This is a genomic window from Kitasatospora sp. NPDC056076 (assembly GCF_042266305.1).
In the GTDB taxonomy this organism is placed as follows: Bacteria; Actinomycetota; Actinomycetes; order Streptomycetales; family Streptomycetaceae; genus Kitasatospora.
Map to the genome: position 1 here is coordinate 105,463 of NZ_JBHJWG010000006.1, position 24,827 is coordinate 130,289.

Annotated in this window: 16 protein-coding genes; 14 read left to right on the forward strand and 2 right to left on the reverse strand. The window is 71.1% G+C overall.

Features of this window, described 5'->3' with window-relative positions:
• The first annotated feature begins 77 nt into the window (after positions 1-77).
• From ACFC1T_RS07270 to ACFC1T_RS07335, 14 genes are all read left to right on the forward strand, one after another.
• Positions 78-2,705, forward strand: a complete 2,628-nt coding sequence (locus ACFC1T_RS07270) for a SpoIIE family protein phosphatase (protein ID WP_375884699.1) — start codon at positions 78-80, stop codon at positions 2,703-2,705.
• Positions 2,706-2,798: 93 nt separating this feature from the next.
• Positions 2,799-4,637, forward strand: coding sequence for an ABC transporter family substrate-binding protein (locus ACFC1T_RS07275; RefSeq protein WP_375884701.1), 1,839 nt, complete (start codon positions 2,799-2,801; stop codon positions 4,635-4,637).
• Positions 4,638-4,924: 287 nt separating this feature from the next.
• Positions 4,925-6,793: a translational GTPase TypA gene (gene typA, locus ACFC1T_RS07280; protein WP_375884704.1), complete on the forward strand. Its 1,869-nt coding sequence runs from the start codon at positions 4,925-4,927 to the stop codon at positions 6,791-6,793.
• 432 nt (positions 6,794-7,225) lie between these two features.
• On the forward strand, positions 7,226-8,878 hold the full coding sequence (locus tag ACFC1T_RS07285) for an ABC transporter substrate-binding protein (protein WP_375884705.1): 1,653 nt from the start codon (positions 7,226-7,228) through the stop codon (positions 8,876-8,878).
• A gap of 141 nt (positions 8,879-9,019) precedes the next feature.
• Entirely contained in the window at positions 9,020-9,946 is a 927-nt protein-coding gene (locus ACFC1T_RS07290) for an ABC transporter permease (RefSeq protein ID WP_375884708.1), read from the forward strand.
• Positions 9,939-10,880 carry an ABC transporter permease gene (locus ACFC1T_RS07295; RefSeq protein WP_375884711.1) on the forward strand — a complete coding sequence of 314 codons (942 nt, stop codon included), beginning with the start codon at positions 9,939-9,941 and terminating at the stop codon, positions 10,878-10,880. The genes ACFC1T_RS07290 and ACFC1T_RS07295 overlap by 8 nt, the downstream gene beginning before the upstream one ends.
• A gap of 19 nt (positions 10,881-10,899) precedes the next feature.
• A complete protein-coding gene (locus tag ACFC1T_RS07300) occupies positions 10,900-11,949 on the forward strand; it encodes an ABC transporter ATP-binding protein (RefSeq protein ID WP_375884713.1) in 1,050 nt (349 codons plus the stop codon).
• Positions 11,942-12,958, forward strand: coding sequence for an ABC transporter ATP-binding protein (locus ACFC1T_RS07305; protein ID WP_375884716.1), 1,017 nt, complete (start codon positions 11,942-11,944; stop codon positions 12,956-12,958). Before ACFC1T_RS07300 ends, ACFC1T_RS07305 begins: the two co-directional genes overlap by 8 nt.
• A gap of 198 nt (positions 12,959-13,156) precedes the next feature.
• Complete coding sequence (locus tag ACFC1T_RS07310) at positions 13,157-14,782, forward strand: ABC transporter substrate-binding protein (RefSeq protein WP_375884717.1); 1,626 nt, start codon at positions 13,157-13,159, stop codon at positions 14,780-14,782.
• Positions 14,783-14,882: 100 nt separating this feature from the next.
• Positions 14,883-15,809: an ABC transporter permease gene (locus ACFC1T_RS07315; RefSeq protein WP_375884720.1), complete on the forward strand. Its 927-nt coding sequence runs from the start codon at positions 14,883-14,885 to the stop codon at positions 15,807-15,809.
• Positions 15,810-15,885: 76 nt separating this feature from the next.
• Positions 15,886-16,800 carry an ABC transporter permease gene (locus ACFC1T_RS07320; RefSeq protein ID WP_375884880.1) on the forward strand — a complete coding sequence of 305 codons (915 nt, stop codon included), beginning with the start codon at positions 15,886-15,888 and terminating at the stop codon, positions 16,798-16,800.
• 16 nt (positions 16,801-16,816) lie between these two features.
• A complete protein-coding gene (locus ACFC1T_RS07325; RefSeq protein WP_375884723.1) occupies positions 16,817-17,869 on the forward strand; it encodes an ABC transporter ATP-binding protein in 1,053 nt (350 codons plus the stop codon).
• Entirely contained in the window at positions 17,859-18,980 is a 1,122-nt protein-coding gene (locus tag ACFC1T_RS07330) for an ABC transporter ATP-binding protein (RefSeq protein ID WP_375884724.1), read from the forward strand. Before ACFC1T_RS07325 ends, ACFC1T_RS07330 begins: the two co-directional genes overlap by 11 nt.
• Positions 18,981-19,139: 159 nt before the next feature.
• Positions 19,140-20,189 (forward strand): ABC transporter ATP-binding protein, encoded by a 1,050-nt coding sequence (locus ACFC1T_RS07335; RefSeq protein WP_375884728.1) that lies wholly within the window; start codon positions 19,140-19,142, stop codon positions 20,187-20,189.
• A 20-nt stretch (positions 20,190-20,209) separates the two neighbouring features.
• On the opposite strand, the gene ACFC1T_RS07340 is transcribed toward ACFC1T_RS07335, so the two are convergent.
• Both ACFC1T_RS07340 and ACFC1T_RS07345 read right to left on the reverse strand, forming a co-directional pair.
• The gene (locus tag ACFC1T_RS07340; RefSeq protein ID WP_375884731.1) at positions 20,210-21,931 is read right to left on the reverse strand and encodes an ABC transporter family substrate-binding protein; all 1,722 of its coding nucleotides are present in this window, start codon (positions 21,929-21,931) and stop codon (positions 20,210-20,212) included.
• 201 nt (positions 21,932-22,132) lie between these two features.
• Positions 22,133-24,676, reverse strand: a complete 2,544-nt coding sequence (locus ACFC1T_RS07345; RefSeq protein ID WP_375884734.1) for a peptidoglycan binding domain-containing protein — start codon at positions 24,674-24,676, stop codon at positions 22,133-22,135.
• Between the last annotated feature and the right edge of the window lie 151 nt (positions 24,677-24,827).

Here is a 24,827-nt window from a genome sequence, read left to right on the forward strand (position 1 = left end):
GTGTGAACGCACCCCTCGATGATGAATACTCGGTCTTCTCGACATCCGGACGGTCGCGGGTTGGAGGGGTCGGTCCGTTGAACAGCACTCCGGCGCGGAACGCGCCGAGCAGCAGCGGTCATGCCGCTGTGCCCGGGCAGGCCGGTTCCCCGCACCTGCCCGTACCGGCGCCGCCGCCGGCCCACGCCGCCGCCGGCCCGGGCCGCGACGGCCGCGCCGCGGCCCACCCGGCCGCCGAATCCCGGCCCTGGGGCGCCGGGGACCCGGGCTCGATCTACGACTACATCCGGGTCGCCACCTTCGCGATCGGCCCCGACGGCCGGATCAGCCAGTGGAGCGAGCGCGCCGCCGAGTTCTTCGGCGTCCCCGCCGCCGAGGCCGTGGGCGCCGACCCGATCAGCACCTTCGTCCCCCGCGAACTCTGGCGCCGCGGCCGCGCCCGGCTGGAGCGCACCCTGGCCGGCGAGGAGTGGGTCGGCACCACCCCCTACCGGGACGCCGCCGGCGGCGAGGGACTCGCCGAGCTCTACCTGATGCCCGACAGCGCCCTGCCCGCCGCGGGCGCCACCTGTCTGGCGGTCGACCTCGGCCGGCTGCGCCGGATCGAGACCGACCTCGCCGCCTCCGAAGCCGTCTTCGGGCAGACGCCCACCGGCTTCGTGCTCTTCGACGACCGGCTGCGGCTGCAGCGGGTCAACGACGCCTTCGCCTCCGGAATGGGCCTCGTCCCCACCGACCTGGAGGGCCTCACCCCGCACGACCTCTTCCCGCCGTCCGAGGCCGACCGGCTCAGTGCCGCCCTGCGCAAGGTCCTCGCCACCGGGGAGCCCGTCTTCGACCTGCGCTTCCACAGCGCCGTCCCGACCCGCGAGGGCAACCGGCTCTGGGCCGTCTCGCTGTACCGGCTCAACGGCTCGGCCGGGCAGCCGATGGGCGTGGCCGGACAGGTCTCCGACGTCACCAGCCGGCACGTCGCCGAGCGCGAGGCCGACGGCGTGCGCCGCAACCTCGCCCTGCTCAACGAGGCCAGCGCGCACATCGGCTCCACCCTCGACCTGGAGACCACCGCCAAGGAACTCCTGGACGTGGTCGTCCCGCCGTTCTGCGACCTCGCCACCGTCGACCTGTACACCGCGCTGCTCTCCGGCGAGACCGTCCCCAGCGCCGGGCGCCTCGGCGACACCGTGCTCACCGACGGCAGCGGCGAACTGCGCCGGGTCGCCGTCTCCAGCGTCATCGGCGGCGCCTCCTCGGTGCTCGGCTCGGTCACCGGCCTGCCGATCGCCGAAGCCGGCGGCACCCTCTGCTACCCGCGCCGCTCCCCGCACGCCCGGGCGCTGCGCACCGGCCGCAGCGTCGTCCCCGAGCCCGGCCGCGACCCGCTGCTGCGCTCCACCCTGATCGTCCCGCTGGTCGCCCGCGACCAGGTGCTGGGCCTCGTCCAGCTCTCCCGGGCGATCGGCAGCGAGCCCTTCGACGCCCGCGACGTGGCGATCGCCGAGGAGCTGGTGGCCCGCGCCGCCGTCTGCATCGACAACGCCCGGCTCTACCGCCGCGAGCACGAGCGGGCGCTGATCCTCCAGCGCAGCCTGCTGCCCCCGGGCAACCCGGCCGCCAGCGGCCTGGAGATCGCCTGCCGCTACCTGCCCAGCAACAACAACACCGAGGTCGGCGGCGACTGGTTCGACGTCATCCCGCTGCCCGGCAACCGCACCGCCCTGGTCATCGGCGACGTGATGGGCCGCGGTCTGCGCGCCGCCGTCGCGATGGGCCAACTGCGCACCGCGGTACGGACCCTGGCCATGCTCGACCTCGACCCGGCCGAGGTGCTCGGCGCGCTGGACGAGATCGCCCGCGGCCTCGGCGACGACTCCGTCCCGGCCGGGCCGCCCACCCAGTACGGCCGGCTCACCTCGACGGCCGACGAGGAGGCCCGCGAGGTCTACCTGGCCACCTGCGTGTACGCCGTGTACGACGCCGTCACCCGCCGCTGCGTGTTCGCCAACGCCGGCCACCTGCCGCCCGTGCTGCTCAGCCCGGGCGAGCCCGCCCGGATGCTCGACGTGCCGCCCGGCCTGCCGCTCGGCGTCGGCGGCGAGCCCTTCGAGGAGGTCGAGCTGACCCTCCCGGACGGCGCCTTGCTCGGCCTCTACACCGACGGCCTGGTGGAGAGCCGCAAGCACCAGCTGGACGAGGGCCTGCGCGCCTTCCGGGCCGCGCTCAGCGACCGCGGCAAGGGCCTGGAGGACCTCTGCGACCACGTCCTCGGCGAGCTCGACCCGCACCACGGCGAGGACGACATCGCCCTGCTGATGGCCAAGGTGCACGCCTTCCCCGAGGACGCGGTCGGCAACTGGTTCCTGCCGCCCGAGCCGACCTCCGTCGCCAAGGCCCGTGAACTGGCCTGCAGTTGGCTGCTCGCCCGGGGGCTGGACGAGCTGGTCGACACCACCGAGCTGCTGGTCAGCGAGCTGGTGACGAACGCGCTCAAGCACGGCCGGGGCGAGATCCGGCTGCGGCTGCTGCGCGAGCGCAGCATGGTCTGCGAGGTCTGGGACGACGGCTACGCCCAGCCCCGGCAGCGGCGCGCCCAGGAGACCGACGAGGGCGGGCGCGGCCTGCAGCTGGTCAGCCTGCTGGCCGAGCGCTGGGGCAGCCGGCGCACGCCCAAGGGCAAGATCGTCTGGTTCGAGCTGGCGCTGTAGCGCCCGGCGGGGCTGGGCCGTACGGGTGCAGTCGCCCGGCGGCCCGCCGTGTCGGCGCGGGCCGGGCGGGGCGGGCGGCGTTCGATGGCCGCCATGCGCGTCCGCCAGCTCACCGCCGCAGCCGCCGCACTGCTGCTCGCCGCCGGGCTCGGCGGCTGCTCCGACGACCGGGGCCGCGGCCCCTCGCCCGCACCGGCCCGGGCCGAGCCCACCGCCACCACCGGGGACGTCCGCGCCGCCGAGCGCGGCGCCGTCCGGGACGGCGGCACGCTCAGCTGGGCGCTGGACGGCGTCCCGGCCACGCTCAACGTCTACCAGCGCGGGGCCGGCGCCGACTCGGCGCTGCTCGCGCACGCGCTGTACCCCTCGCTGTTCCGGCCCGACGAGCGAGGGCGGCTCGTCCCGGACCCGGACTACCTGGTGGGCGCCGAGTCCACCCCGCCCGGGCAGCAGCCGCAGGTGGTCACCTACCGGCTCAACCCGCACGCCGTCTGGACCGACGGCACCCCGCTGTCGGCCGCCGACCTCGGTGCCCAGCGGGCCGCCCTGTCCGGCCTGGACCCGGCCTACCGGGGCGGGCCGGCGGCCGGGTACGAGGCCGTCGACTCGGTCGCCGAGGGCGCCGACCCGCACGAGGTCAAGGTGACCTTCCGGCGGCCGTACGCCGAGTGGCGGGCCCTGTTCGGGCCGCTCTACCCGGCCGCCGAGACGGCCACGCCGGCCGCCTTCAACCGGGCGCTGACCGGCACCGGCCACCTGAGCGCCGGGCCGTACGCGCTCACCCGGTACGACGAGGACGGCGGACGGGTCACCGTGGAGCGCAACCCGCTCTGGTGGGGGGACCGGCCGAAGACCGACCGGATCGACTTCCTGGCCACGCCGCCCGAGCGGCGGCTGGACGCGCTGGACCAGGGCCGGCTGGACGTCGCCCCGCTCACCGCCGCGGTGGACCGGGCGGTGCCGCCGCCCGCGCCGTCGCCCGCACCGCCGTCGCCCGCGCCGTCCTCCCCGGCCCCGTCCAAGGGCGGCTCCGCGGCCGCCGCCCCGCCCGAGGCGGCGCCCGAAGCGGTGCCCGAGGCGGCGGCGTCGGCGCTGCGGCGGGCCGAGTCGCTGCCCGGGGTCACCGTGCACCGGGCGGCCGCCCCCTCGCTCACCCAGCTCACCCTCAACGCCACCCGCGGCCCGCTCGGCGACCCGGCCCTGCGGCGGGCGGTGGCCCGGGCGGTGGACCGGCGGTCGGTCGCCGAGGCCGCGCTGGCCCCGCTCGGCCTGCCCGGCGCCCCGCTCGGCAGCCACCTGCTCGCCGGCGACCAGGAGGGCTACCGGGACGACAGCGCCGCGATCGGACCGGCCGACGCCGCGACGCTGCTGGACGAGGCCGGCTGGAAGCTGTTGAACGGGAGCACCCGGACCAAGGACGGCAAGGAGCTCGTGCTCACCCTGCTCGTCCCGGCCGGCTCCGCGACCGCCCGGCGCACCGCCGACGCGCTCACCGCGGACCTCGACGGGTACGGCATCGGGGTGAGGACGCTGACCGCGCCCGCCGACACCTTCGTCCCGGAGCAGCTGGCCGACGGCGACTACGACCTCGCGCTGTTCTCCTGGCCGGTCGGCCCCAGCCCGGCCGTGGAGCAGCGCGCCGCGTACGCCAAGCCCCGGCCGGACGCCGACGGCGCGCTCGAGTCCGGCGGCAACTACGGCCGCAGCGGCACCGAGGAGATCGACCGGCTGTTCGACCGGGCGGCCGCCGAACTCGACCCGGCGGCCCGGCTGGACCTGTTGCAGGAGGCGGACGTCCGGATCTGGCAGCTCGGGCACTCCGTCCCGCTCTACCAGCGGCCGGAGCTGGTGGGGGTGCGGACCGGCGTGGCCGGGGCGGGGGCCTTCGGCTTCGGCTGGCCGCGCTTCCAGGACGTGGGCCGGAGCCGGTAGCGGGGCCGGGCGGGCCGGGCCACCGGAGCGCGAACGGGGGAGTGTCGGAAGGCGACCGCGGGGTGACGGGGACGTGACTCGTCTGTGATCTTGATCCCGCCCGACCTGCTCGTTTCTGCCGCCTTGGAAGGTTCCCCGTACCATAGGGAAAAGCCGAGGCATGTCCAGATGCCCGGCGGGTGGACCGGTAGTAGCAGGCGGAACGGGTGGCGCGGCCGAAGGGCCGCCGGTGCGCGTCTCGCGGCCGGGCCCGCCGTAACCCACGATTCCGGGAGAATCCGCAAGGCATGCCCACGCGCAACGACATCCGTAACGTCGCCATCGTCGCCCACGTCGACCACGGCAAGACCACGCTGGTCGACGCCATGCTCAAGCAGGCCGGCGCCTTCGCGGCCCACCAGCACCTCGATGACCGCATGATGGACTCGAACGACCTGGAGCGCGAGAAGGGCATCACCATTCTCGCGAAGAACACCGCCGTCAAGTACCACCCCAAGGAGGGTGGAGCGCCGGTCACGATCAACATCATCGACACCCCGGGCCACGCCGACTTCGGTGGCGAGGTCGAGCGCGGCCTGTCGATGGTCGACGCGGTCGTGCTGCTGGTCGACGCCTCCGAGGGTCCGCTGCCGCAGACCCGCTTCGTGCTGCGCAAGGCGCTGACGGCCAAGCTGCCGGTCATCCTGTGCATCAACAAGACCGACCGTGCGGACTCCCGGATCGACGAGGTCATCAACGAGACCTACGACCTGTTCCTGGACCTCGACGCCACCGAGGACCAGATCGAGTTCCCGATCGTCTACGCCTGTGCGCGTGACGGCGTCGCCTCGATGACCAAGCCGGAGAACGGCACCGTGCCGGCCGACAGCGACTCGCTGGAGCCCTTCTTCTCCACCATCCTGGCGCACGTCCCGGCCCCGACCTACGACGAGGAGGCACCGCTCCAGGCGCACGTCACCAACCTGGACGCCGACAACTTCCTCGGCCGTATCGCGCTCTGCCGCGTCGAGCAGGGCGAGCTGCGCAAGGGCCAGCAGGTCGCGTGGATGAAGCGTGACGGCTCGGTCCAGCAGGTCAAGATCACCGAGCTGCTGATGACCGAGGCGCTCACCCGCAAGCCGGCCGAGGTGGCCGGCCCCGGCGACATCTGCGCCGTCGCGGGCATCCCGGAGATCATGATCGGTGAGACCCTGGCCGACCTGGAGAACCCGGTCGCGCTGCCGCTCATCACGGTGGACGAGCCGGCCATCTCGATGGTCATCGGCACCAACACCTCGCCGCTGGTCGGCAAGGGCGGCAAGGGCCACAAGGTCACCGCCCGCATGGTGAAGGACCGCCTGGACCGCGAGCTGATCGGTAACGTCTCGCTCCGCGTGCTGCCGACCGAGCGTCCGGACGCCTGGGAGGTCCAGGGCCGTGGCGAGCTGGCGCTGGCCATCCTCGTCGAGACCATGCGCCGGGAGCTGTTCGAGCTGACCGTCGGCAAGCCGCAGGTCGTCACCAAGGTCATCAACGGCAAGACCCACGAGCCGGTCGAGCGGATGACCATCGACAGCCCCGAGGAGTACCTCGGCGCGATCACCCAGCTGATGGCGACCCGCAAGGGCCGCATGGAGACCATGACGAACCACGGCTCCGGCTGGGTCCGCATGGAGTTCATCGTCCCGTCGCGCGGCCTGATCGGCTTCCGGACCCAGTTCCTGACCGACACCCGCGGCACGGGTATCGCGCACAGCATCTTCGAGGGCCACGAGCCGTGGTTCGGCGAGCTGCGGATGCGCAACAACGGTTCGCTGGTGGCGGACCGCGCGGGCGTCGTGACGCCGTTCGCGATGATGGGCATCCAGGAGCGCGGCACGCTGTTCGTCGAGCCCACCACCGAGGTGTACGAGGGCATGATCGTCGGCGAGAACTCGCGCCAGGACGACATGGACATCAACATCACCAAGGAGAAGAAGCTCACCAACATGCGTGCGGCCTCCTCCGACACCACCGAGAACCTGGTGCCGCCGCGCAAGCTCTCGCTGGAGCAGTCGCTGGAGTTCTGCCGCGAGGACGAGTGCATCGAGGTGACCCCGGAGACGGTTCGCATCCGTAAGGTCGTGCTGGACCAGAAGGACCGCGGACGTAGCGCCTCGCGCGCCAAGAAGGCGTGATCCGGACGGCCTGAGCGGCCTTTGGCCGGAATGCTTCGCCCCCCTTTCCGATGGAGAGGGGGGCGAACTTTTTCAACTACTCCAAGTTGTCGGGGCCGCTATTAACGGAATAGCGCTCATCACACCCAGGTGTCCGCTGAGCGAACGTGACAGTTCGTCATCCGTGACGACTGTCCGTTTGGTGCCTGTCTGGCTATGTCTCATATGTCCGGTTTTCGAAACTTACCGACTGTTCATGTGACCTAATTGAGATCGTCACTGGTCACTTTCGTGTCCGTGCGTGACGGATAGTGGGTGCAGTCAGGCTCGGGTCAAGGGTGAACGCGCAGGGGTGCGCGCCGAAACCACGAGCGCGGACGGCATTGCGGGTCCGGTGATCACCGTTCCGCGTTGCCCTCCTCGTCGCAAACGTCGAATTCAGGAGGCACACCGATGCGTGGTGTGAGCCAGGCCAAGTGGGTTGTCGCAGCTGTTGCTGTCGCGCTCGCCGCGACTGCTTGTAGCAGCAGCGGCAGCAGCGACACCTCCGGGAGCTCGGACAGCGCCGCGGTCGACCCCTCGGGCACGTTCAGCTTCCAGAGCGCGGAGCCGCAGCGTCCGCTGCAGCCGGCCAACGCCATGGAGAACCAGGGCGGCCGTATCGTCAAGCAGCTGTTCACGGGCCTCGTCGACTACGACCCCGCGACCGGTGCTCTTCGCAACCAGGTGGCCGACAAGATCGAGACCACCGACGCCAAGAACTACACCGTCACGCTGAAGTCCGGCTGGACCTTCCACGACGGCACCCCGGTCACCTCCAAGTCCTTCGTGGACTCCTGGAACTGGTCCGCCAACCCGGCCAACAACCAGATCAACTCCGACTGGTTCTCGGACATCGTCGGCTACGACGCCGTCCACCCGGACAAGGGCGACCCGACCGCCAAGGAGATGGCCGGCCTCAAGGTCGTCGACGACACCCACTTCACCATCGAACTGGCCCAGCCCGTCTCGTACTTCACGTACAAGCTCGGCTACTCGGCCTTCTTCCCGCTCCCCACCGGGTTCTTCGCGGACCCGAAGGGCTTCGGCGAGAAGCCGGTCGGCAACGGCCCGTACCAGTTCGTGTCGTGGGAGCACAACAAGGCCATCACGCTCAAGGCCTACGACAAGTACACCGGCACCAACAAGGCGAAGAACGGCGGGATCGTCTTCCGCAGCTACACCTCGCCCGAGGCCGCGTACAAGGACCTGATGTCCGACACGCTGGACGTGCTGGACCAGGTCGACTCGACCGACCTGCCCAAGTACAAGGACGACCTGGGCAAGCGCGCGATCGACCAGGCCCAGGGCGCGATCCAGAACATCTCCTTCGCGCTGTACAACGCGGACTGGTCCTCCATGGACAAGGACAAGGCCGCCAAGGTGCGCCAGGGCCTGTCGATGGCGATCGACCGCGACACCATCACCAAGACGGTGCTGAACAACAGCCGTCAGCCCGCCGACTCGTTCGTGGCGCCGGGCGTCATGGGCTACAAGGCCGGCGTCTGCGGCGACGCCTGCAAGTACGACCCGGCCAAGGCCAAGCAGCTCATCACCGACAACGGTGGCGTCCCCGGCGGCAAGATCACCATCCTGTACAACTCCGATGGTGGCCACAAGGAGTGGGTGGACGCGGTCTGCAACTCGATCCGCCAGGCGACCGGCGTCGAGTGCCTCGGTGACCCGAAGCCGGACTTCAAGACCTCGCGTGACATCGTCACCAAGAAGCAGGTCCAGAGCATGATGCGGACCGGCTGGGTGCAGGACTACCCGCTGAACGCCAACTTCCTGCGGGACGTCTACGGCACCGGTGCCGCCGCGAACGACGCCGGCTACTCCAGCCCGGAGTTCGACAACCTGGCGAAGCAGGCCGACGCGGCCACCACGGTCGAGAAGACCGCCGAGCTCTACCAGCAGGCCGAGGCCGTTCTGGCCAAGGACATGCCGGCGATCCCGCTCTGGTACTACAAGACCAACTCGGGCTACTCGAACAACGTCCAGAACGTGAAGTTCAACTCCTTCGGCGACCCGGTCTACACCGACGTCGAGGTCAAGAAGAAGAAGTAATCGGTCGGCACCGCCTGACCCGGTGACAACGGCCGGTGCCCGTCCCATCCCCACAAGGGCGAGGACTGGCACCGGCCGTTGGCACGCCGACTTATCTCTTGCCGGGTTGACGGGCCCGGCAGAGCCATACATGGAGGCACGATGGGGCGCTTTGTCGCGAGGCGACTGCTCCAGATGATTCCGGTGTTCCTCGGAACGACCGCACTCATCTTTTTCATGGTGCACTTGCTGCCCGGTGACCCGCTGGCAGCACTGTGGGGCGACAAGGCGCCGGACCCGGTGCAGCTCGCAGCCCTGAAGCACCAGCAGCACCTGGACCAGCCGCTGGTCCAGCAGTACCTCTCCTACATGGGGGGCCTGCTCACCGGCGACTTCGGCACGGCACTGGACGGACGTCCGGTGCTCGACAAGATCACCGAGGCACTGCCGGTCACGGTCCGGCTGGCGCTGTTCGCGTTCGCCATCGAGATCGTGGTCGGCATCGGCATCGGCCTGATCGCGGGCCTGCGCCGCGGCAAGATCTTCGACAAGGGTGCGCTGGTCTTCACCCTGCTGCTGATCTCGATCCCGGTCCCCGTGCTGGGCTTCCTGTTCCAGACGATCTTCGGCATCAACCTCAAGTGGGTCACGCCGACCGTCCAGCACAGCGACGACATCACCCAGCTGGTGCTGCCGGCCGTCGTGCTCGGCTCGCTGTCGCTGGCCTACGTCGCGCGCCTCACCCGTACCTCCATCGCCGAGAACATCAAGGCCGACTACGTCCGCACCGCGGTGGCCAAGGGCCTGCCGCGCCGGAAGGTCATCGGCACCCACCTGCTGCGCAACTCGCTGATCCCGGTGGTCACCTTCCTCGGCACCGACCTCGGCGCCCTGATGGGCGGCGCGATCGTCACCGAGGGCATCTTCAACGTCCAGGGTGTCGGCCACGCGCTCTACCAAGCGATCAACATGAAGGAGGGCGCGACCGTCTCCGGCTTCGTGGCCTTCCTGGTGATCGTCTACCTGGCCGCCGGCCTGATCGTCGACCTGCTTTACGCGGTCCTGGACCCGAGGATCCGGTATGCCTGACCTGACCGAGAAGAAGACGACCGGGAAGATCCCGGCCCAGACCACCGTCGCGGCGGCCGCCAAGCCGGAGAAGGCGCGCAGCCTCGGCTCCGACGCCTGGCACGACCTCCGGCGCAAGCCGATCTTCGTGATCTCCGCGCTGCTGATCCTGCTGCTGATCGTGATCGCGATCGCCCCCGGGCTGTTCACCTCGGTGGACCCGCGCGCCGGCGACCTGCGCAACCACTTCCACACCCCGCCGGTCTACGACCACTTCTTCGAGGGTGACTGGTTCGGCTACGACGGCCAGGGCCGCAGCATCTACGCCCGCATCATCTACGGCGCCCGCGCCTCGGTCGTGGTCGGCATCTGCGTGACCCTCGGTACGACCGTCCTCGGCGGCATCGCCGGCATGGTCGCCGGCTACTTCGGCGGCTGGGTCGACACGATCATCTCCCGCATCACCGACATCTTCTTCGGCATCCCGCTGCTGCTCGGCGCCCTGGTGATCCTGAACGCCTTTCCCACGCGCACCATCTGGAGCGTGGTCTTCGCCCTGATCGCCCTGGGCTGGACCCAGATGACCCGTGTCATGCGCGGTTCGGTGATCACGGTCAAGCAGTCGGACTTCGTGACGGCGGCCAAGGCGCTCGGCGCCAGCACCAGCCGGATCATGTTCCGGCACATCCTGCCGAACGCGATCGCCCCGGTGATCGTGGTCGCCACCATCTCCCTCGGCGGCTACATCGCCCTGGAGGCGACGCTGAGCTTCCTGGGCATCGGTCTGCAGGACCCGACCATCTCCTGGGGCATCGACATCTCGTCGGCCCAGAAGCTGATCCGTACGGCGCCGTTCGCGCTGTTCTTCCCGGCAGGCATGCTGAGCCTCACCGTGCTGGCCTTCATCATGCTCGGCGACGCGGTGCGCGACGCCCTCGACCCGAAGCTCCGCTGAGAGAAGAGGTGACGACCCGATGACCACCGTGATCGAGAACAACCAGAAGAGCGATCGTCTCGAAGTCGGAACCCCGCTCCTGGAGGTCAAGGACCTCCACGTGGAGTTCCACACCCGGGACGGCGTCGCCAAGGCCGTCAACGGCGTCAACTACTCCGTCGCGGCCGGCGAGACCCTCGCCGTCCTCGGCGAGTCCGGCTCCGGCAAGTCCGTGACGGCCCAGACCATCATGGGCATCCTGGACATGCCCCCGGGCAAGGTGACCCAGGGCGAGATCCTGTTCCGCGGCCGGGACATGCTCAAGATGAGCAACGAGGAGCGGCGCAAGATCCGCGGCCAGAAGATCGCGATGATCTTCCAGGACGCGCTCTCGGCGCTCAACCCCGTGCTCAGCGTGGGCTACCAGCTCGGCGAGATGTTCCGGGTGCACCAGGGTGCCTCCAAGTCCGAGGCCAAGGCCAAGGCCATCGAGCTGATGGACCGGGTGCGCATCCCCGCCGCCAAGCAGCGGGTGAACGACTACCCGCACCAGTTCTCCGGCGGCATGCGCCAGCGCATCATGATCGCCATGGCGCTGTCGATGCAGCCCGACCTGATCATCGCCGACGAGCCCACCACCGCCCTGGACGTCACCGTCCAGGCCCAGGTGATGGACCTGCTGGCGGAGCTCCAGGCCGAGTACAACATGGGCCTGATCCTGATCACCCACGACCTCGGCGTGGTCGCCGACGTCGCGGACAAGATCGCCGTGATGTACGCGGGCCGGATCGTCGAGACCGCCCCGGTGCACGAGCTGTACGCGAACCCCGCGCACCCGTACACCAAGGGCCTGCTGCGCTCGATCCCGCGCCTGGACCAGAAGGGCCAGGAGCTGTACGCGATCAAGGGCCTGCCCCCGAACCTGCTCAAGGTTCCGGCCGGCTGCGCGTTCAACCCCCGCTGCGACGTCGCCACCGACCTGTGCCGCACGGAGGTCCCGCTGCTGCACCACGTGACCGACGAGGACGGCACGGAGATCACCGGCCGCCGCAGCGCGTGCCACCTCTGGAAGGAGACCCTCCATGGCTGAGAACATCCTGGAGGTCAAGGACCTGGTCAAGCACTACCCGCTGACCCAGGGCGTCCTGTTCAAGAAGCAGGTCGGCGCGGTCAAGGCCGTCGACGGCATCAGCTTCGAGCTCAAGAAGGGCGAGACGCTCGGCATCGTCGGCGAGTCCGGCTGTGGCAAGTCCACGCTGGCCAAGGTGCTGATGAACCTGGAGCGGGCCACCTCCGGTCAGGTGCTGTTCAAGGGCGAGGACATCTCCACCCTGAGCGGCGCGGCCCTCAAGGCCGTCCGACGCAACATCCAGATGGTGTTCCAGGACCCGTACACCTCGCTGAACCCGCGCATGACGGTCGGCGACATCATCGGTGAGCCGTTCGAGATCCACCCCGAGGTGGCGCCCAAGGGCGACCGCCGCAAGGCCGTCCAGGACCTGCTGGACGTCGTGGGTCTGAACCCGGAGTACATCAACCGGTACCCGCACCAGTTCTCCGGCGGCCAGCGCCAGCGCATCGGCATCGCCCGCGGCCTCGCGCTCAAGCCGGAGATCATCATCTGCGACGAGCCGGTCTCGGCCCTGGACGTGTCCGTCCAGGCGCAGGTGATCAACCTGCTGGAGCAGCTGCAGGGCGAGTTCGGCCTGTCGTACATGTTCATCGCGCACGACCTCTCCATCGTCCGGCACATCTCCGACCGCGTCGGCGTGATGTACCTGGGCAAGATGGTCGAGATCGGCTCCGACGAGCAGATCTACGAGAACGCCACCCACCCGTACACCCAGGCGCTGCTGTCGGCCGTGCCGGTGCCGGACCCGACGGCGCGCGAGTCCCGCGAGCGGATCATCCTCACCGGGGACATCCCCTCGCCGGCCAACCCGCCGTCCGGCTGCCGCTTCCGCACCCGCTGCTGGAAGGCGGAGGAGCGCTGCGCCGAGGAGATCCCGCTGCTGGCGATCCCGACCACGCTGGAGGGCCCGGCCGCCCACGAGTCGGCCTGCCACTTCGCCGAGGTCCGGGAGTCGGCCGCGGCCTGACGTCCCGTACGCACCAGGAAGGGTCCGCGGCTCCGGCCGCGGGCCCTTCCGGCGTTCCGGGCGCCGGGAGGACCCGGCGCCGCGTCAACTCGGCAGGGGGGTCACGGCACCCGTCCGGGTGCACCCGGCTCGCGCCGTCGCCGGGGCGCGCTTCTCATGGGGTGTGATGCGACACACACCCCTTGAGGAGGGACCTCCATGCCCGTAGCCGCCCGTGCTCGCCTGGTCCTCGCCGCTGCGACGTCCGTGGTCCTGGTGGCCACCGGGTGCGGCAGCAGCGGGGGAGGCGGTGGCAACGGCTCGTCGGACGCCGGCAAGACGTTCAGCTACCAGAGCAATGAGCCGCAGAACCCACTGCAGCCCGCCAACGCCAACGAGGTGGGCGGCGGTCGCATCATCCAGAACCTGTTCAAGGGGCTGGTCGACTACGACCCCAGCAACGCCAAGATCCGGATGCAGGTCGCGGACAAGATCGACACCAGTGACTCGCAGACCTTCACCATCACCCTGAAGGACGGCTGGAAGTTCCACGACGGCACCCCGGTGCACGCCAAGAACTTCGTGGACGCCTGGAACTGGGGCGCCAACCCGGCCAACGCCCAGATCAACAGCTCCTGGTTCTCCGACATCGAGGGCTACCAGGACGTCCACCCGGCCACCGGCAAGGCGACCACGGACAAGATGTCCGGCCTGACCGTCACCGACGACCTGCACTTCACCGTCAAGCTCAGCCACAAGGTCTCGTACTTCGAGTACAAGCTCGGCTACATCGCCTTCTCGCCGCTGCCGGACGCCTTCTTCAAGGACCCGGCCGGGTACGGGCAGAAGCCGGTGGGCAACGGCCCGTACCAGTTCGTCAGCTGGTCGCACAACACCGAGGTGGTCACCAAGACCTTCCCGGACTACCAGGGCGTGGACAAGCCGAAGAACGGCGGCATCGTCTTCAAGATGTACACCACGTCCGAGGCCGCCTACGCGGACCTCCAGTCCAGCAACCTCGACGTGATGGACCAGGTGCCGCCGTCGGCGCTGGCGAACTACAAGAACGACCTCGGCGACCGGGCCGTCGACGCCCCGCAGGGCGCGATCCAGAACATCGGCTTCACGCTCTACCAGGCCGACTGGTCCTCGCCGGACAAGGCGAAGGTGCGCCAGGGCCTGTCGATGGCGATCGACCGGGACATCATCACCAAGACGGTGCTCCAGGGCTCCCGCAAGCCCGCCACCGCCTGGGTCGCCGAGGGCGTCGAGGGCTACAAGGACGGCGCCTGCGGCGACTTCTGCAAGTTCGACGCGGCCAAGGCCAAGCAGCTGATCCAGGAGGGCGGCGGCGTCCCCGGCAACAAGCTGCTGATCACCTACAACGCGGACGGCGGCCACAAGGAGTGGGTCGACGCCGTCTGCAACTCGATCCGGCAGAGCACCGGCGTGGACTGCCTGGGCGACCCGAAGCCCGACTTCAAGACCGCCCGCGCGGCGATCACCGCCCACCAGCTCAACGGCGCCTTCCGCACCGGCTGGGTGCAGGACTACCCGCTGAACGCCAACTTCCTCTCCGACGTCTACCGCACCGGCGCGGCCTCCAACGACTTCGGCTACAGCAACCCGCAGTTCGACGACGCCGCCACCAAGGCCGACGAGGCCGCCAGCGTCGCCGACACGGTGACCGGCTACCAGCGGGCCGAGGCGGTGCTGCCGAGCGGCATGCCGGCCATCCCGCTCTGGTACTACCGCACCAACTCGGGCTACTCGAACAAGGTGCAGAACGTGAAGTTCGACTCCTTCGGCAACCCGGCCTGGACCCAGGTCGAGGTCAAGGGCTGACCCGCCCCCCACGCGGCCCCGCCCTCCCCGCACGGAGGGCGGGGCCCGGTCCTCCCGGCCGGTCGCCCCCGGCCGGGTCACGCCCTGGAAGGAGGCTCGGATGGGCAGTTACGTGCTGCGGCGGGTGCTGCAGATGATCCCGGTGTTCTTCGGCACCACGCTGCTGATCTTCCTGATGGTCTACACGCTGCCCGGAGACCCGGTGACGGCGCTGTTCGGGGAGAAGGCGGCCGACCCGGCCGTGGTGGCCAGCATCAAGCACAAGTACTTCCTCGACCAACCGGTCTGGAAGCAGTACCTGCACTACATGGCGAACCTGTTCCAGGGCGACTTCGGCACCAGCTTCACCGGCCGCCCGGTCTCCGACATCATGGCCGGGGCCTTCCCGGTCACCATCCGGCTCGCGCTGCTGGCCTTCGTGTTCGAGCTGGTCCTCGGCCTCGCCCTCGGCCTGGTCTCCGGACTGTGGCGCGGCAGCATCGCGGACACCCTGGTGCTGGTGCTGACCCTGGTGGTGATCTCGATCCCGGTCTTCGTGCTGGCGTATATCGCGCAGACGATCTTCGCCACCAATCTGGGCTGGGTCACCCCGACCGTGCAGGACAGCTACGACCTCTCCCAACTCGTCCTGCCCGCCGTGGTGCTGGGCTCGCTCTCGCTCGCCTACGTGGCCCGGCTGACCCGGACCTCGATCGGCGAGAACCTGCGGGCCGACTACATGCGCACCGCCGTCGCCAAGGGCCTGCCCCGGCGCACCATCATCCTGCGCCACCTGCTGCGCAACTCGCTGATCCCGGTGGTCACCTTCCTCGGCACCGACCTGGGCGCCCTGATGGGCGGCGCGATCGTCACCGAGGGCATCTTCAACGTGCAGGGCATCGGCAACGTCCTGTACCGGGCGATCAACACGAAGGAAGGGCCCACCGTGGTCGGCATCGTGACCGTCCTGGTGATCGTCTACCTGGTCGCCAGCCTGCTCGTCGACCTGCTCTACGCGGTCCTGGACCCGAGGATCCGCTATGCCTGACATCCACGACGAGGACTCGCCCAAGCCGCACCCCAAGCCCGGCGTCGCACGCCTGGACTACGCGGGCGAGCAGGGCATGGCGGTCGAGCAGGAGACCCTGGTCGAACCCGACGTGGAGAAGCGGGAGGAAGCCCGCAGCCTCTGGGGCGACGCCTGGCGGGACCTGCGCCGGCGGCCGATCTTCCTGATCTCCGCGGTGCTGATCCTGCTGCTGGTGGTGATGGCGGTCTTCCCGTACGCCTTCACCGACGCCGACCCGCGCAAGGCCGACCTGGTGAACGACTACCTGCGCCGGCCCGCCTGGGGCGACGTCTTCGGCACCGGCTGGTTCGGCTACGACGCCCAGGGCCGCTCCATCTTCGCCCGGGTCATCTACGGCGCCCGCGCCTCGATCACCGTCGGCATCTTCGTGACCGCCGCGGTCACCGTGCTCGGCGGGCTGACCGGCATGGTCGCCGGGTACTTCGGCGGCGCCGTGGACGCGGTGATCTCCCGGATCATCGACATCTTCTTCGGCATCCCGCTGCTGCTCGGCGCCCTGGTGCTGCTGAACGCCTTCGCCACCCGCACGGTCTGGAGCGTGGTCATCGCCCTCGGCGTGCTCGGCTGGACCCAGATCGCCCGCGTCATGCGCGGCGCGGTGCTGACCGTCAAACAGGCCGACTACGTGGTGGCCGGCCGGGCGCTCGGCGCCGGGACGGGGCGGCTGATGTTCCGGCACATCCTGCCGAACGCGATCGCCCCGGTGATCGTGGTCGCCACCATCGCGCTCGGCGGCTACATCGCGGCCGAGGCCACGCTGAGCTTCCTCGGCATCGGCCTCCAGGACCCGACCATCTCCTGGGGCATCGACATCTCCTCCGCCCAGAAGGTGATCCGCACGGCGCCGTACGTGCTGTTCTTCCCGGCCGCGGCGCTCTCCGTCACCGTGCTGGCCTTCATCATGCTGGGCGACGCGGTGCGCGACGCCCTCGACCCGAAGCTTCGCTGAGCGAGGGGAGCGCATCGTGAGTACAGCTGTGGACGCCACCGGGCAGGAACGGCAGACGCCCTACGAGGGGCCGCTGCTCGACGTGCGGGACCTGCACGTCGAGTTCGTCACCCGGGACGGCGTCGCCAAGGCCGTCAACGGGGTCAACTACAGCGTCCGGGCCGGGGAGACGCTGGCGGTGCTGGGCGAGTCCGGCTCCGGGAAGTCGGTGACCGCCCAGGCGATCATGGGCATCCTGGACATGCCGCCGGCCCGGATCCCGCGCGGGGAGATCCGCTTCCGCGGCCAGGACATGTTGACGATGGGCAAGGAGGAGCGGCGCAGGATCCGCGGCCGGAAGATCGCGATGATCTTCCAGGACGCGCTGTCCGCCCTCAACCCGGTGCTCAGCGTGGGCTACCAGCTCGGCGAGATGTTCCGGGCGCACCAGGGCGTCTCCCGGGCCGAGGCGAAGGCCAAGGCCGTCGAGCTGATGGAGCGGGTGCGCATCCCGGCGGCCAAGCAGCGGGTGAACGACTACCCGCACCAGTTCTCCGGCGGCATGCGCCAGCGCATCATGATCGCCATGGCGCTGGCGCTGGAGCCGGACCTGATCATCGCCGACGAGCCCACCACCGCGCTGGACGTCACCGTCCAGGCCCAGGTGATGGACCTGCTGGCGGAGCTCCAGGCCGAGTTCCACATGGGGCTCATCCTGATCACCCACGACCTGGGCGTGGTTGCCGACGTCGCGGACAAGATCGCCGTGATGTACGCGGGCCGGATCGTCGAGACCGCCCCCGTGCACGAGCTGTACGCCCGGCCCGCGCACCCGTACACCCGCGGCCTGCTGGACTCCATCCCCCGGCTGGACCAGAAGGGCCACGAGCTCTACGCCATCAAGGGCCTGCCGCCCAACCTGCTGCGGATCCCCCCGGGCTGCGCCTTCAACCCCCGCTGCCCGCGGGCGCAGGACGTCTGCCGGGCCGAGGTGCCGGAGCTGTTCCCGGTCACCGAGGAGGACGGCACCCCGCTGGAGGGCCGCGGCAGCGCCTGCTTCTTCTGGAAGGAGACCCTCCATGGCCGTTAACGGGGCCAGCGCGATGGGCGTGGCGGTGCCGGAGGAGGTCGCCTTCGAGCAGCCGGTGCCGCGCGGCGAGCCGATCCTGGAGGTCCGGGACCTGGTCAAGCACTTCCCGCTGACCAAGGGCGTGCTGTTCAGGAAGCAGGTCGGCGCGGTCAAGGCGGTGGACGGGGTCAGCTTCGACCTGATGCAGGGCGAGACGCTCGGCATCGTCGGCGAGTCCGGCTGCGGCAAGTCCACGCTGGCCAAGGTGCTGATGAACCTGGAGCCGGCCACCGGAGGGTCCGTCCGCTACAAGGGCGAGGAGATCTCCCGGCTCTCCGGGGCCGGGTTGAAGGCCGTCCGGCGCAACATCCAGATGGTGTTCCAGGACCCGTACACCTCGCTGAACCCGCGGATGACGGTCGGCGACATCATCGGTGAGCCGTTCGAGATCCACCCCGAGGTGGCGCCCAAGGGCGACCGCCGCAAGGCCGTCCAGGACCTGCTGGACGTGGTCGGGCTCAACCCGGAGTACATCAACCGGTACCCGCACCAGTTCTCCGGCGGCCAGCGCCAGCGCATCGGCATCGCACGGGGGTTGGCGCTCAAGCCGGAGATCATCATCTGCGACGAGCCGGTCTCCGCGCTGGACGTGTCCGTCCAGGCGCAGGTGATCAACCTGCTGGAGCAGCTGCAGGGCGAGTTCAACCTCTCGTACATGTTCATCGCCCACGACCTCTCCATCGTCCGGCACATCTCGGACCGGGTGGGGGTGATGTACCTGGGGAAGATGGTCGAGCTCGGCAGCGACCTGGAGATCTACGACCACGCGACCCACCCGTACACCCAGGCGCTGCTGTCGGCGGTGCCGGTGCCGGACCCGACGGCGCGCGAGAGCCGGGACCGGATCGTGCTCACCGGGGACGTACCCTCGCCGGCCAACCCGCCCTCGGGGTGCCGGTTCCGCACCCGCTGCTGGAAGGCGCAGGAGCGGTGCTCGGTGGAGGTGCCGCTGCTGGCCGCGCCGGGCTGGCTGAACGGCGCTGCGGTGCACGACTCGGCGTGTCACTTCGCCGCGGAGCGCGGGAGCGGGCAGGACACGGCGCAGAACGGGAGCGGGCCGGGCACCCCCTGACCCCCTGCCACCGAAGGGCGCGTCCTCGTACCGGGGGCGCGCCCTTCGCCGTGATGGAACCGAGATCTGCCGCGCACTCCCCAAGTGCACGCCGTTCCTTGATAGTTGCACTGCGCCTGGCTGTCGATGGTCGCTGCTGCGCTGAGGAGGCCTGCCCGGATGGATGCGGTCGAGGTGGTCGGCGGCGGACGGGAGAACCTGGTGCCCGGGACGCCGTTGCTGGAGGTCGAGGACCTGCACATCGAGTTCCACACCCAGGACGGCGTCGCCAGGGCCGTCAACGGGGTGAGCTACTCGGTGGCGGCGGGGGAGACGCTGGCGGTGCTGGGCGAGTCCGGCTCCGGGAAGTCGGTGACGGCGCAGGCGATCATGGGCATCCTGGACGTGCCGCCCGGCCGGATCACCTCGGGCCGGATCCTGTTCCGGGGTGACGACCTGCTGACCATGAGCCCCCGGCTCCGGCGGACCGTCCGGGGCCGGCAGATCGCGATGATCTTCCAGGACGCGCTGTCCGCGCTCAACCCGGTGCTCAGCGTGGGCTACCAGCTGGGCGAGATGTTCCGGGTGCACCAGGGGCTGTCGCGCGCCGAGGCGAAGGTGAAGGCCGTCGAGCTGATGGACCGGGTGCGCATCCCGGCGGCCAAGCAGCGGGTCGGCGACTACCCGCACCAGTTCTCCGGCGGCATGCGCCAGCGCATCATGATCGCGATGGCGCTGTCCCTGGAGCCGGACCTGATCATCGCCGACGAGCCCACCACCGCCCTGGACGTCACCGTCCAGGCCCAGGTGATGGACCTGCTGGCCGAGTTGCAGGCCGAGTTCAACATGGGCCTGATCCTGATCACCCACGACCTCGGCGTGGTCGCCGACGTCGCGGACAAGATCGCCGTGATGTACGCGGGCCGGATCGTCGAGACCGCCCCCGTGCACCAGCTGTACGCCCGGCCCGCGCACCCGTACACCCGGGGACTGCTGGACTCCATCCCCCGGCTGGACCAGAAGGGCCAGGACCTGCACGCCATCAAGGGCCTGCCGCCCAGCCTGCTGCGCATCCCGGAGGGCTGCGCGTTCAACCCCCGCTGCGACCGGGTGCAGGACCGCTGCCTGACCGAACTCCCGCCGCTGGTACCGGTGGCGGACGCGGAGGGGGCCGAGCTGCCCGGCCGCCGCAGCGCCTGCCACTACTGGCGGGAGACCCTGCACGGCTGAGACCGGCGGGTGCCGGGGCGCTACTTGGTGAAGCCGACGTTCTCCCAGACGATGTCGGACAGGCCCTGGGCGCCGATGTTGGCGAGGTCGGCGCGGGCGCCGTACAGCTGCGGGCGCTGGTAGAGCGGCAGGACGCCGGCCACCTTCCAGAGCTCGCCGTCGGCCTGGTTGATCGCCTCGGAGGCGGTGCCGGCGTCGGTGGCGCCGGCGGCCCGGTCGAGCGCGGCGTCCACCGCGGAGCTGCCGGCGCCGGCCCGGTTGGTGGAGCTGTTCTGGGCGTAGCTCGCGCGGCTGCCGCTGGCCGGGAACGGGGTGCCGAGCAGCGCGTAGACGGCGATGTCGAAGTCGTTGCGGTTGACGTACTTGTCGAAGAACTCGTTGGGGGCGGCGGTCACCGGGGTGACCTTGATGCCGACGTCCTTGAGCATCCTCGACACCGAGGCCGTCTCGTTCTGGGCCACGGCCACCCCGGCGGGGACGACCATCCGCAGGTTCAGCTCGTGGCCGTCCTTCTTCCGCACCTCGCCGTCGAGCTTCCAGCCCGCCGCGTCCAGCTTGCGGGCGGCCTCGGCCGGGTCGAAGCGCGACAGCCCCAGGGAGTTGTCGCGGTAGCCGTTCTGGTTGGCGACCAGCAGGTGGTTGTTGAGCGGGACGGCGGGCCAGTCCAGGCCGTTGAGGTCGGTGCGGATCAGGGCGTCCCGGTTGATCGCCTGGAGGACGGCCTGGCGGACGGTCGCGTCGGCGAGCACGGGGTTGCGGGCGTTCAGGGTGAGCTGGCGGAAGTCCGGCCCGCCGGCCCGGCGCACGGCCGCCCCCTTGGTGTTCCTGATGACCTGGTAGCCGGCCAGGTCCGGACCGTTGTTGAGAAGGTCGATCTCGCCCTTGGCGAAGGCGGTGCGCATCGCGTCGGGCAGCATGGCGTGGAAGACGATCCGGTCCAGCACCGGCTTGTCGCCCCACCAGGTCGGGTCGGCGACCAGGGTGACGGTCTGCGCCGACGGGTCCAGCCGCTCGACCCTGAAGGGGCCGGCGGTGAGCGGGATGGCGTCCAGGTAGGCCGAGTTGAACAACTCCGGGGTGGACACCTTGCTCGCGGGCAGCAGCGGCGCGTTGGCGGCGCCGTTGAACATCGACTGCCACTCGGAGAACGGCCGGTCGAAGGTCATCACGGCCTGGAAGTCGTCCTTGCCCCGCTCGACCGAGCTGACCAGCTCGAAGCCGGAGGTGCTGGAGGGCCGGTACGCCGGGTCCTTGCCGTTCATGGCACGCCAGTTGGCCTCGATGTCGCGCCAGGTGATCGGGGTGCCGTCGGACCAGTGGGCCTTCGGGTTGAGCGTCCAGGTGACCACCTGGTGGCCGTCCCTGAGCTCGGCGTGGGCCTCCTGGAGGTAGGCCGGGTTGACGGTCTGGGTGCCCGCCGCGTCGGAACGGAAGAAGGTCGGCAGCAGCGGCTTGCCGACCGCGACGGTCGAGGACTCGGTGCCGTCGGTGTGGATCGGCGACCACTGGTGGGAGAACTGGGAGATCGCCAGGTTCAGGGTGCCGCCCTGGCGCAGCCGGGCGCGGTCGTGGGCGTTGATGTCGACCGAGGTCAGCTTGGGCACCCCGGTGGCGGCGACCGGGGCGTCCGCGACGGCGCCGTCCGACCCCGCGGAGCAGGAGCAGAGCGCGAGGGAGAGCGTCAGGACGGTGAGACCGGCGAGCAGTGCCGTCCGGTGGTGCTGGAGGCTGCGGCGGCCCATCGGCGTGGCTCCCGGGGTGACTGTGACGGATGGTGTGGCGTCACATCTTGCTGACGGGAGGGGGAGTTGTCGAGGGGCGGGACGGCCGCGACCGTGCGGTGCGGCGGCCCCGCCCCTCGTTCGTGCCCGGCTCGTCGGCCGGTGCCGCCGGACGGTGGGTGCCGTCCGGCGTCCGGGCGTCCGGCGGCCGGGCGCCCGGCGTCAGGCGGTGGTGAACTTGAAGGTGCGTTCCTTGTCACCGGTCTTGTCGAACAGCGAGGTGACGGCGTCCGCGACGTCCTGGGTGGTGATCGCGGCGGTCTGGCCGTTCTTCTTGGCCTTCACCTTGTCGAACGCGCCGTTGAGCAGGGAGCCCAGCGCGTCGAGGTCCCACTTGGGCGCGATCTTGCCGGAGGCGTCCGGGGCCAGGGTGAGCGCCTTGGCCGCGGTCTTCGGGCCGAAGTCCCAGGTCTTGGCACCGGCCACGACGTGGATCTTCCCGCTGGTGACCTGCTTGCCGAGGCTGTCCGCGGCGGCCTGGAGGGCCTGGGTGGAGACCTTCGGCTGGGCGGCCGTGACGGCCAGCGCGATCGGCTGGTCCGGCTTGCCGGCGGCGCGGTCGCGGTAGGCCTGCTCGATCACGTCCAGCGCGGCGTTGGTGTCCACCGCCTGACCGGCCTTGCCGGGGACGACGACCGGGTCGCCGTTGTCGGCGAACTTGACGTAGCCCTCCTGCAGGCCCTGGCCCGAGCCGACCGCCAGCGAGTCCAGTGCGGCCTTGAGCTTGGCGCGGTCGACCCGGACCTCCGGGGCGACGGCCTTGGTGCCGCCCTGGATCGACGTGATCACGGTGACCGGGTTGTAGCTGTGCGCGGCGAGGCCGTCCACGGTGGCCGTGGTGTCGAAGCTCAGGCCGGCCACCGTCGGGTCCAGGTCGACGCTCTGGTCGCCGATCTTGAGCTTGAGCGGCTGCTGCCCGGCCTTGCCGACCGAGGCGTCCAGCGCGTGGATCGCCTGGTCACGGCCGTTGCCGCCGATGTCCGTGCCGAGCACCACGGTGCCCTTGGGGATGTCGGACTGGTTGAGCATCAGGCCGGTGCCGTACGCGGCGGCGCCGAGGAAGAACACCCCGCCGACGGCGTAGACGCCGAGCTTGACCAGCTTCTTCGGGCCGCCGCGCTTGGCCTTCGCCTGGCCCTTGCCCTTGCCCTTGCCGCTGGCCGGGGCGGCCGGCTCGGCCTTGGCGGGTGCCGGGCCGGACGCGGGAGCCGGCCCGGGGACGGCGCCGGGGAGGAACGGGGCGGCGTCGACCTGGGCGCCGGGACCGCCCGCCGCGCCCTGGGGGCCGGGGGCGGGCAGCGGGGTGACCTCGGTGGCCTCCGGGTCACGACCCGCCCGCCGGGGCCCGCCGGGGGCGGGCTGCGGGGCCGGCTGGGAGCCGGGCTGGGGCGCGCCGGGGAAGAGCCCGCCGGGGCCCGCCGGGGTGGCGAAGGGGTCCTGGCCGGGGGCGGCCGGGCGCTGGGTGGCGAACGGGTCGGCACCGGTCGGGGCGGAGGCGAACAGGCCCGGCTGCGGACGGCCGTCGAAGCCGTCCGGGCCGCCGCCGTTCGGGCCGCCGTGCGGCGCGGTCCCGTTCGGCGCGGTGCCGTTCGGGACAGCGCCGTTCGGGGCGGTGCCGTTCCGGGGCAGGCCGGGTATGGCGGCCGGGGGCGCGCCGTGCTCGCGGATCGGCGCGAAGCCGTCCACCGAGGTGTCCTCCGGACCGGGCTCGGCCTGCGGGAAGCCGTTCTGCGGCAGCCCGCTCGGCGGGAACCCGCCCTGCGGGGCGCCGCCCTGCTGGAGGCCGCCCTGGGGCAGCCCGCCCTGCTGGGGGCCGCCCTGCTGGTGCGGCGACGGCTGCTGCGGACGGCTGCCGCGCGGGCCGCGCTGGTCGCCGCGGCCGCGCGCGCCGGCGGCGGGGCCGGTCGGGCCGGTCGGGGCGAACGGATCGGCGACCGGTGCGAACGGGTCGGCGCTCTCGTACACCCCGGGCTCCTCGGCCGGGCCCCCGGCGCCGTAGGGCGAGGCGGGGGCGGCCGGGGCGGCGCCCTGGTGCGGGGCCTGGCCCCGGGTGGGCAGCGGGCGGCCGTTCGGCCGGGCGGCGCCGGCGTCCGGCGCCGGGCGGGCGCCGTTCGGGGCGGACTGCGGCCGGGCCTCGGCGCCGGGGCCGGGCACGGCCGGGGCCTCCGGCGTGCTCGGGACGCTCGGGGCGCCGACCGGCACGGCGGCCGGGGCGGGTTCGGCGGCCGGGGCCTTCTTCTGCCGCGGCCGGAACCACGCGCCGGTGGACTCGGACTCCGAGGTCGCCGGCGGGATCGGCGGGATCTGCCACTCCGGCGGCAGGTTCGGCGGGGTGGCGGAGCCGGAGCCGCCCTCCATCACGCCGAGGACGGGCGAGGCGGGTGCGGAGCGGTGTCGCGGGCCGCCCGGCTCGGTGCCCGGCGCGAACGGGTCGGCCGGGCCGTCGTCGCCCCGGGCGGTCTCGTTCTTGACGGTGCTGCGGACGACGACCGGCGGGATCGGGCGCGAGCCGGGGATGTTGATCCGGACCCTGGTGGTCAGGGTCGTCTCGGTCTTCGGACCGTCGTCCTCGCCGCCCGACCCGGTGTCGGCCCGGTCACCGCCGGGGCCCGCCGGGGTGCCGTAGGGCGGCGTGCCCGACGGGTAGGCGTCCGGACCCGTGCGCCGGGGCGTCGGGTTGGCGTTGTCAGATTCGCGGCTGCTCAATGCTGCTCTGCTCCGGGTTCGCGGGCGGGCCGTGCGGCGCGACCGCGGTTCGTGGTCGCCGGGCCTGGGGCAAACGGCGGTCGGGTACGACGTACTGCGGGACCACCATACTGGGAAGAACTGAGCGGTGAACGGCTTCGGACAGATCCTG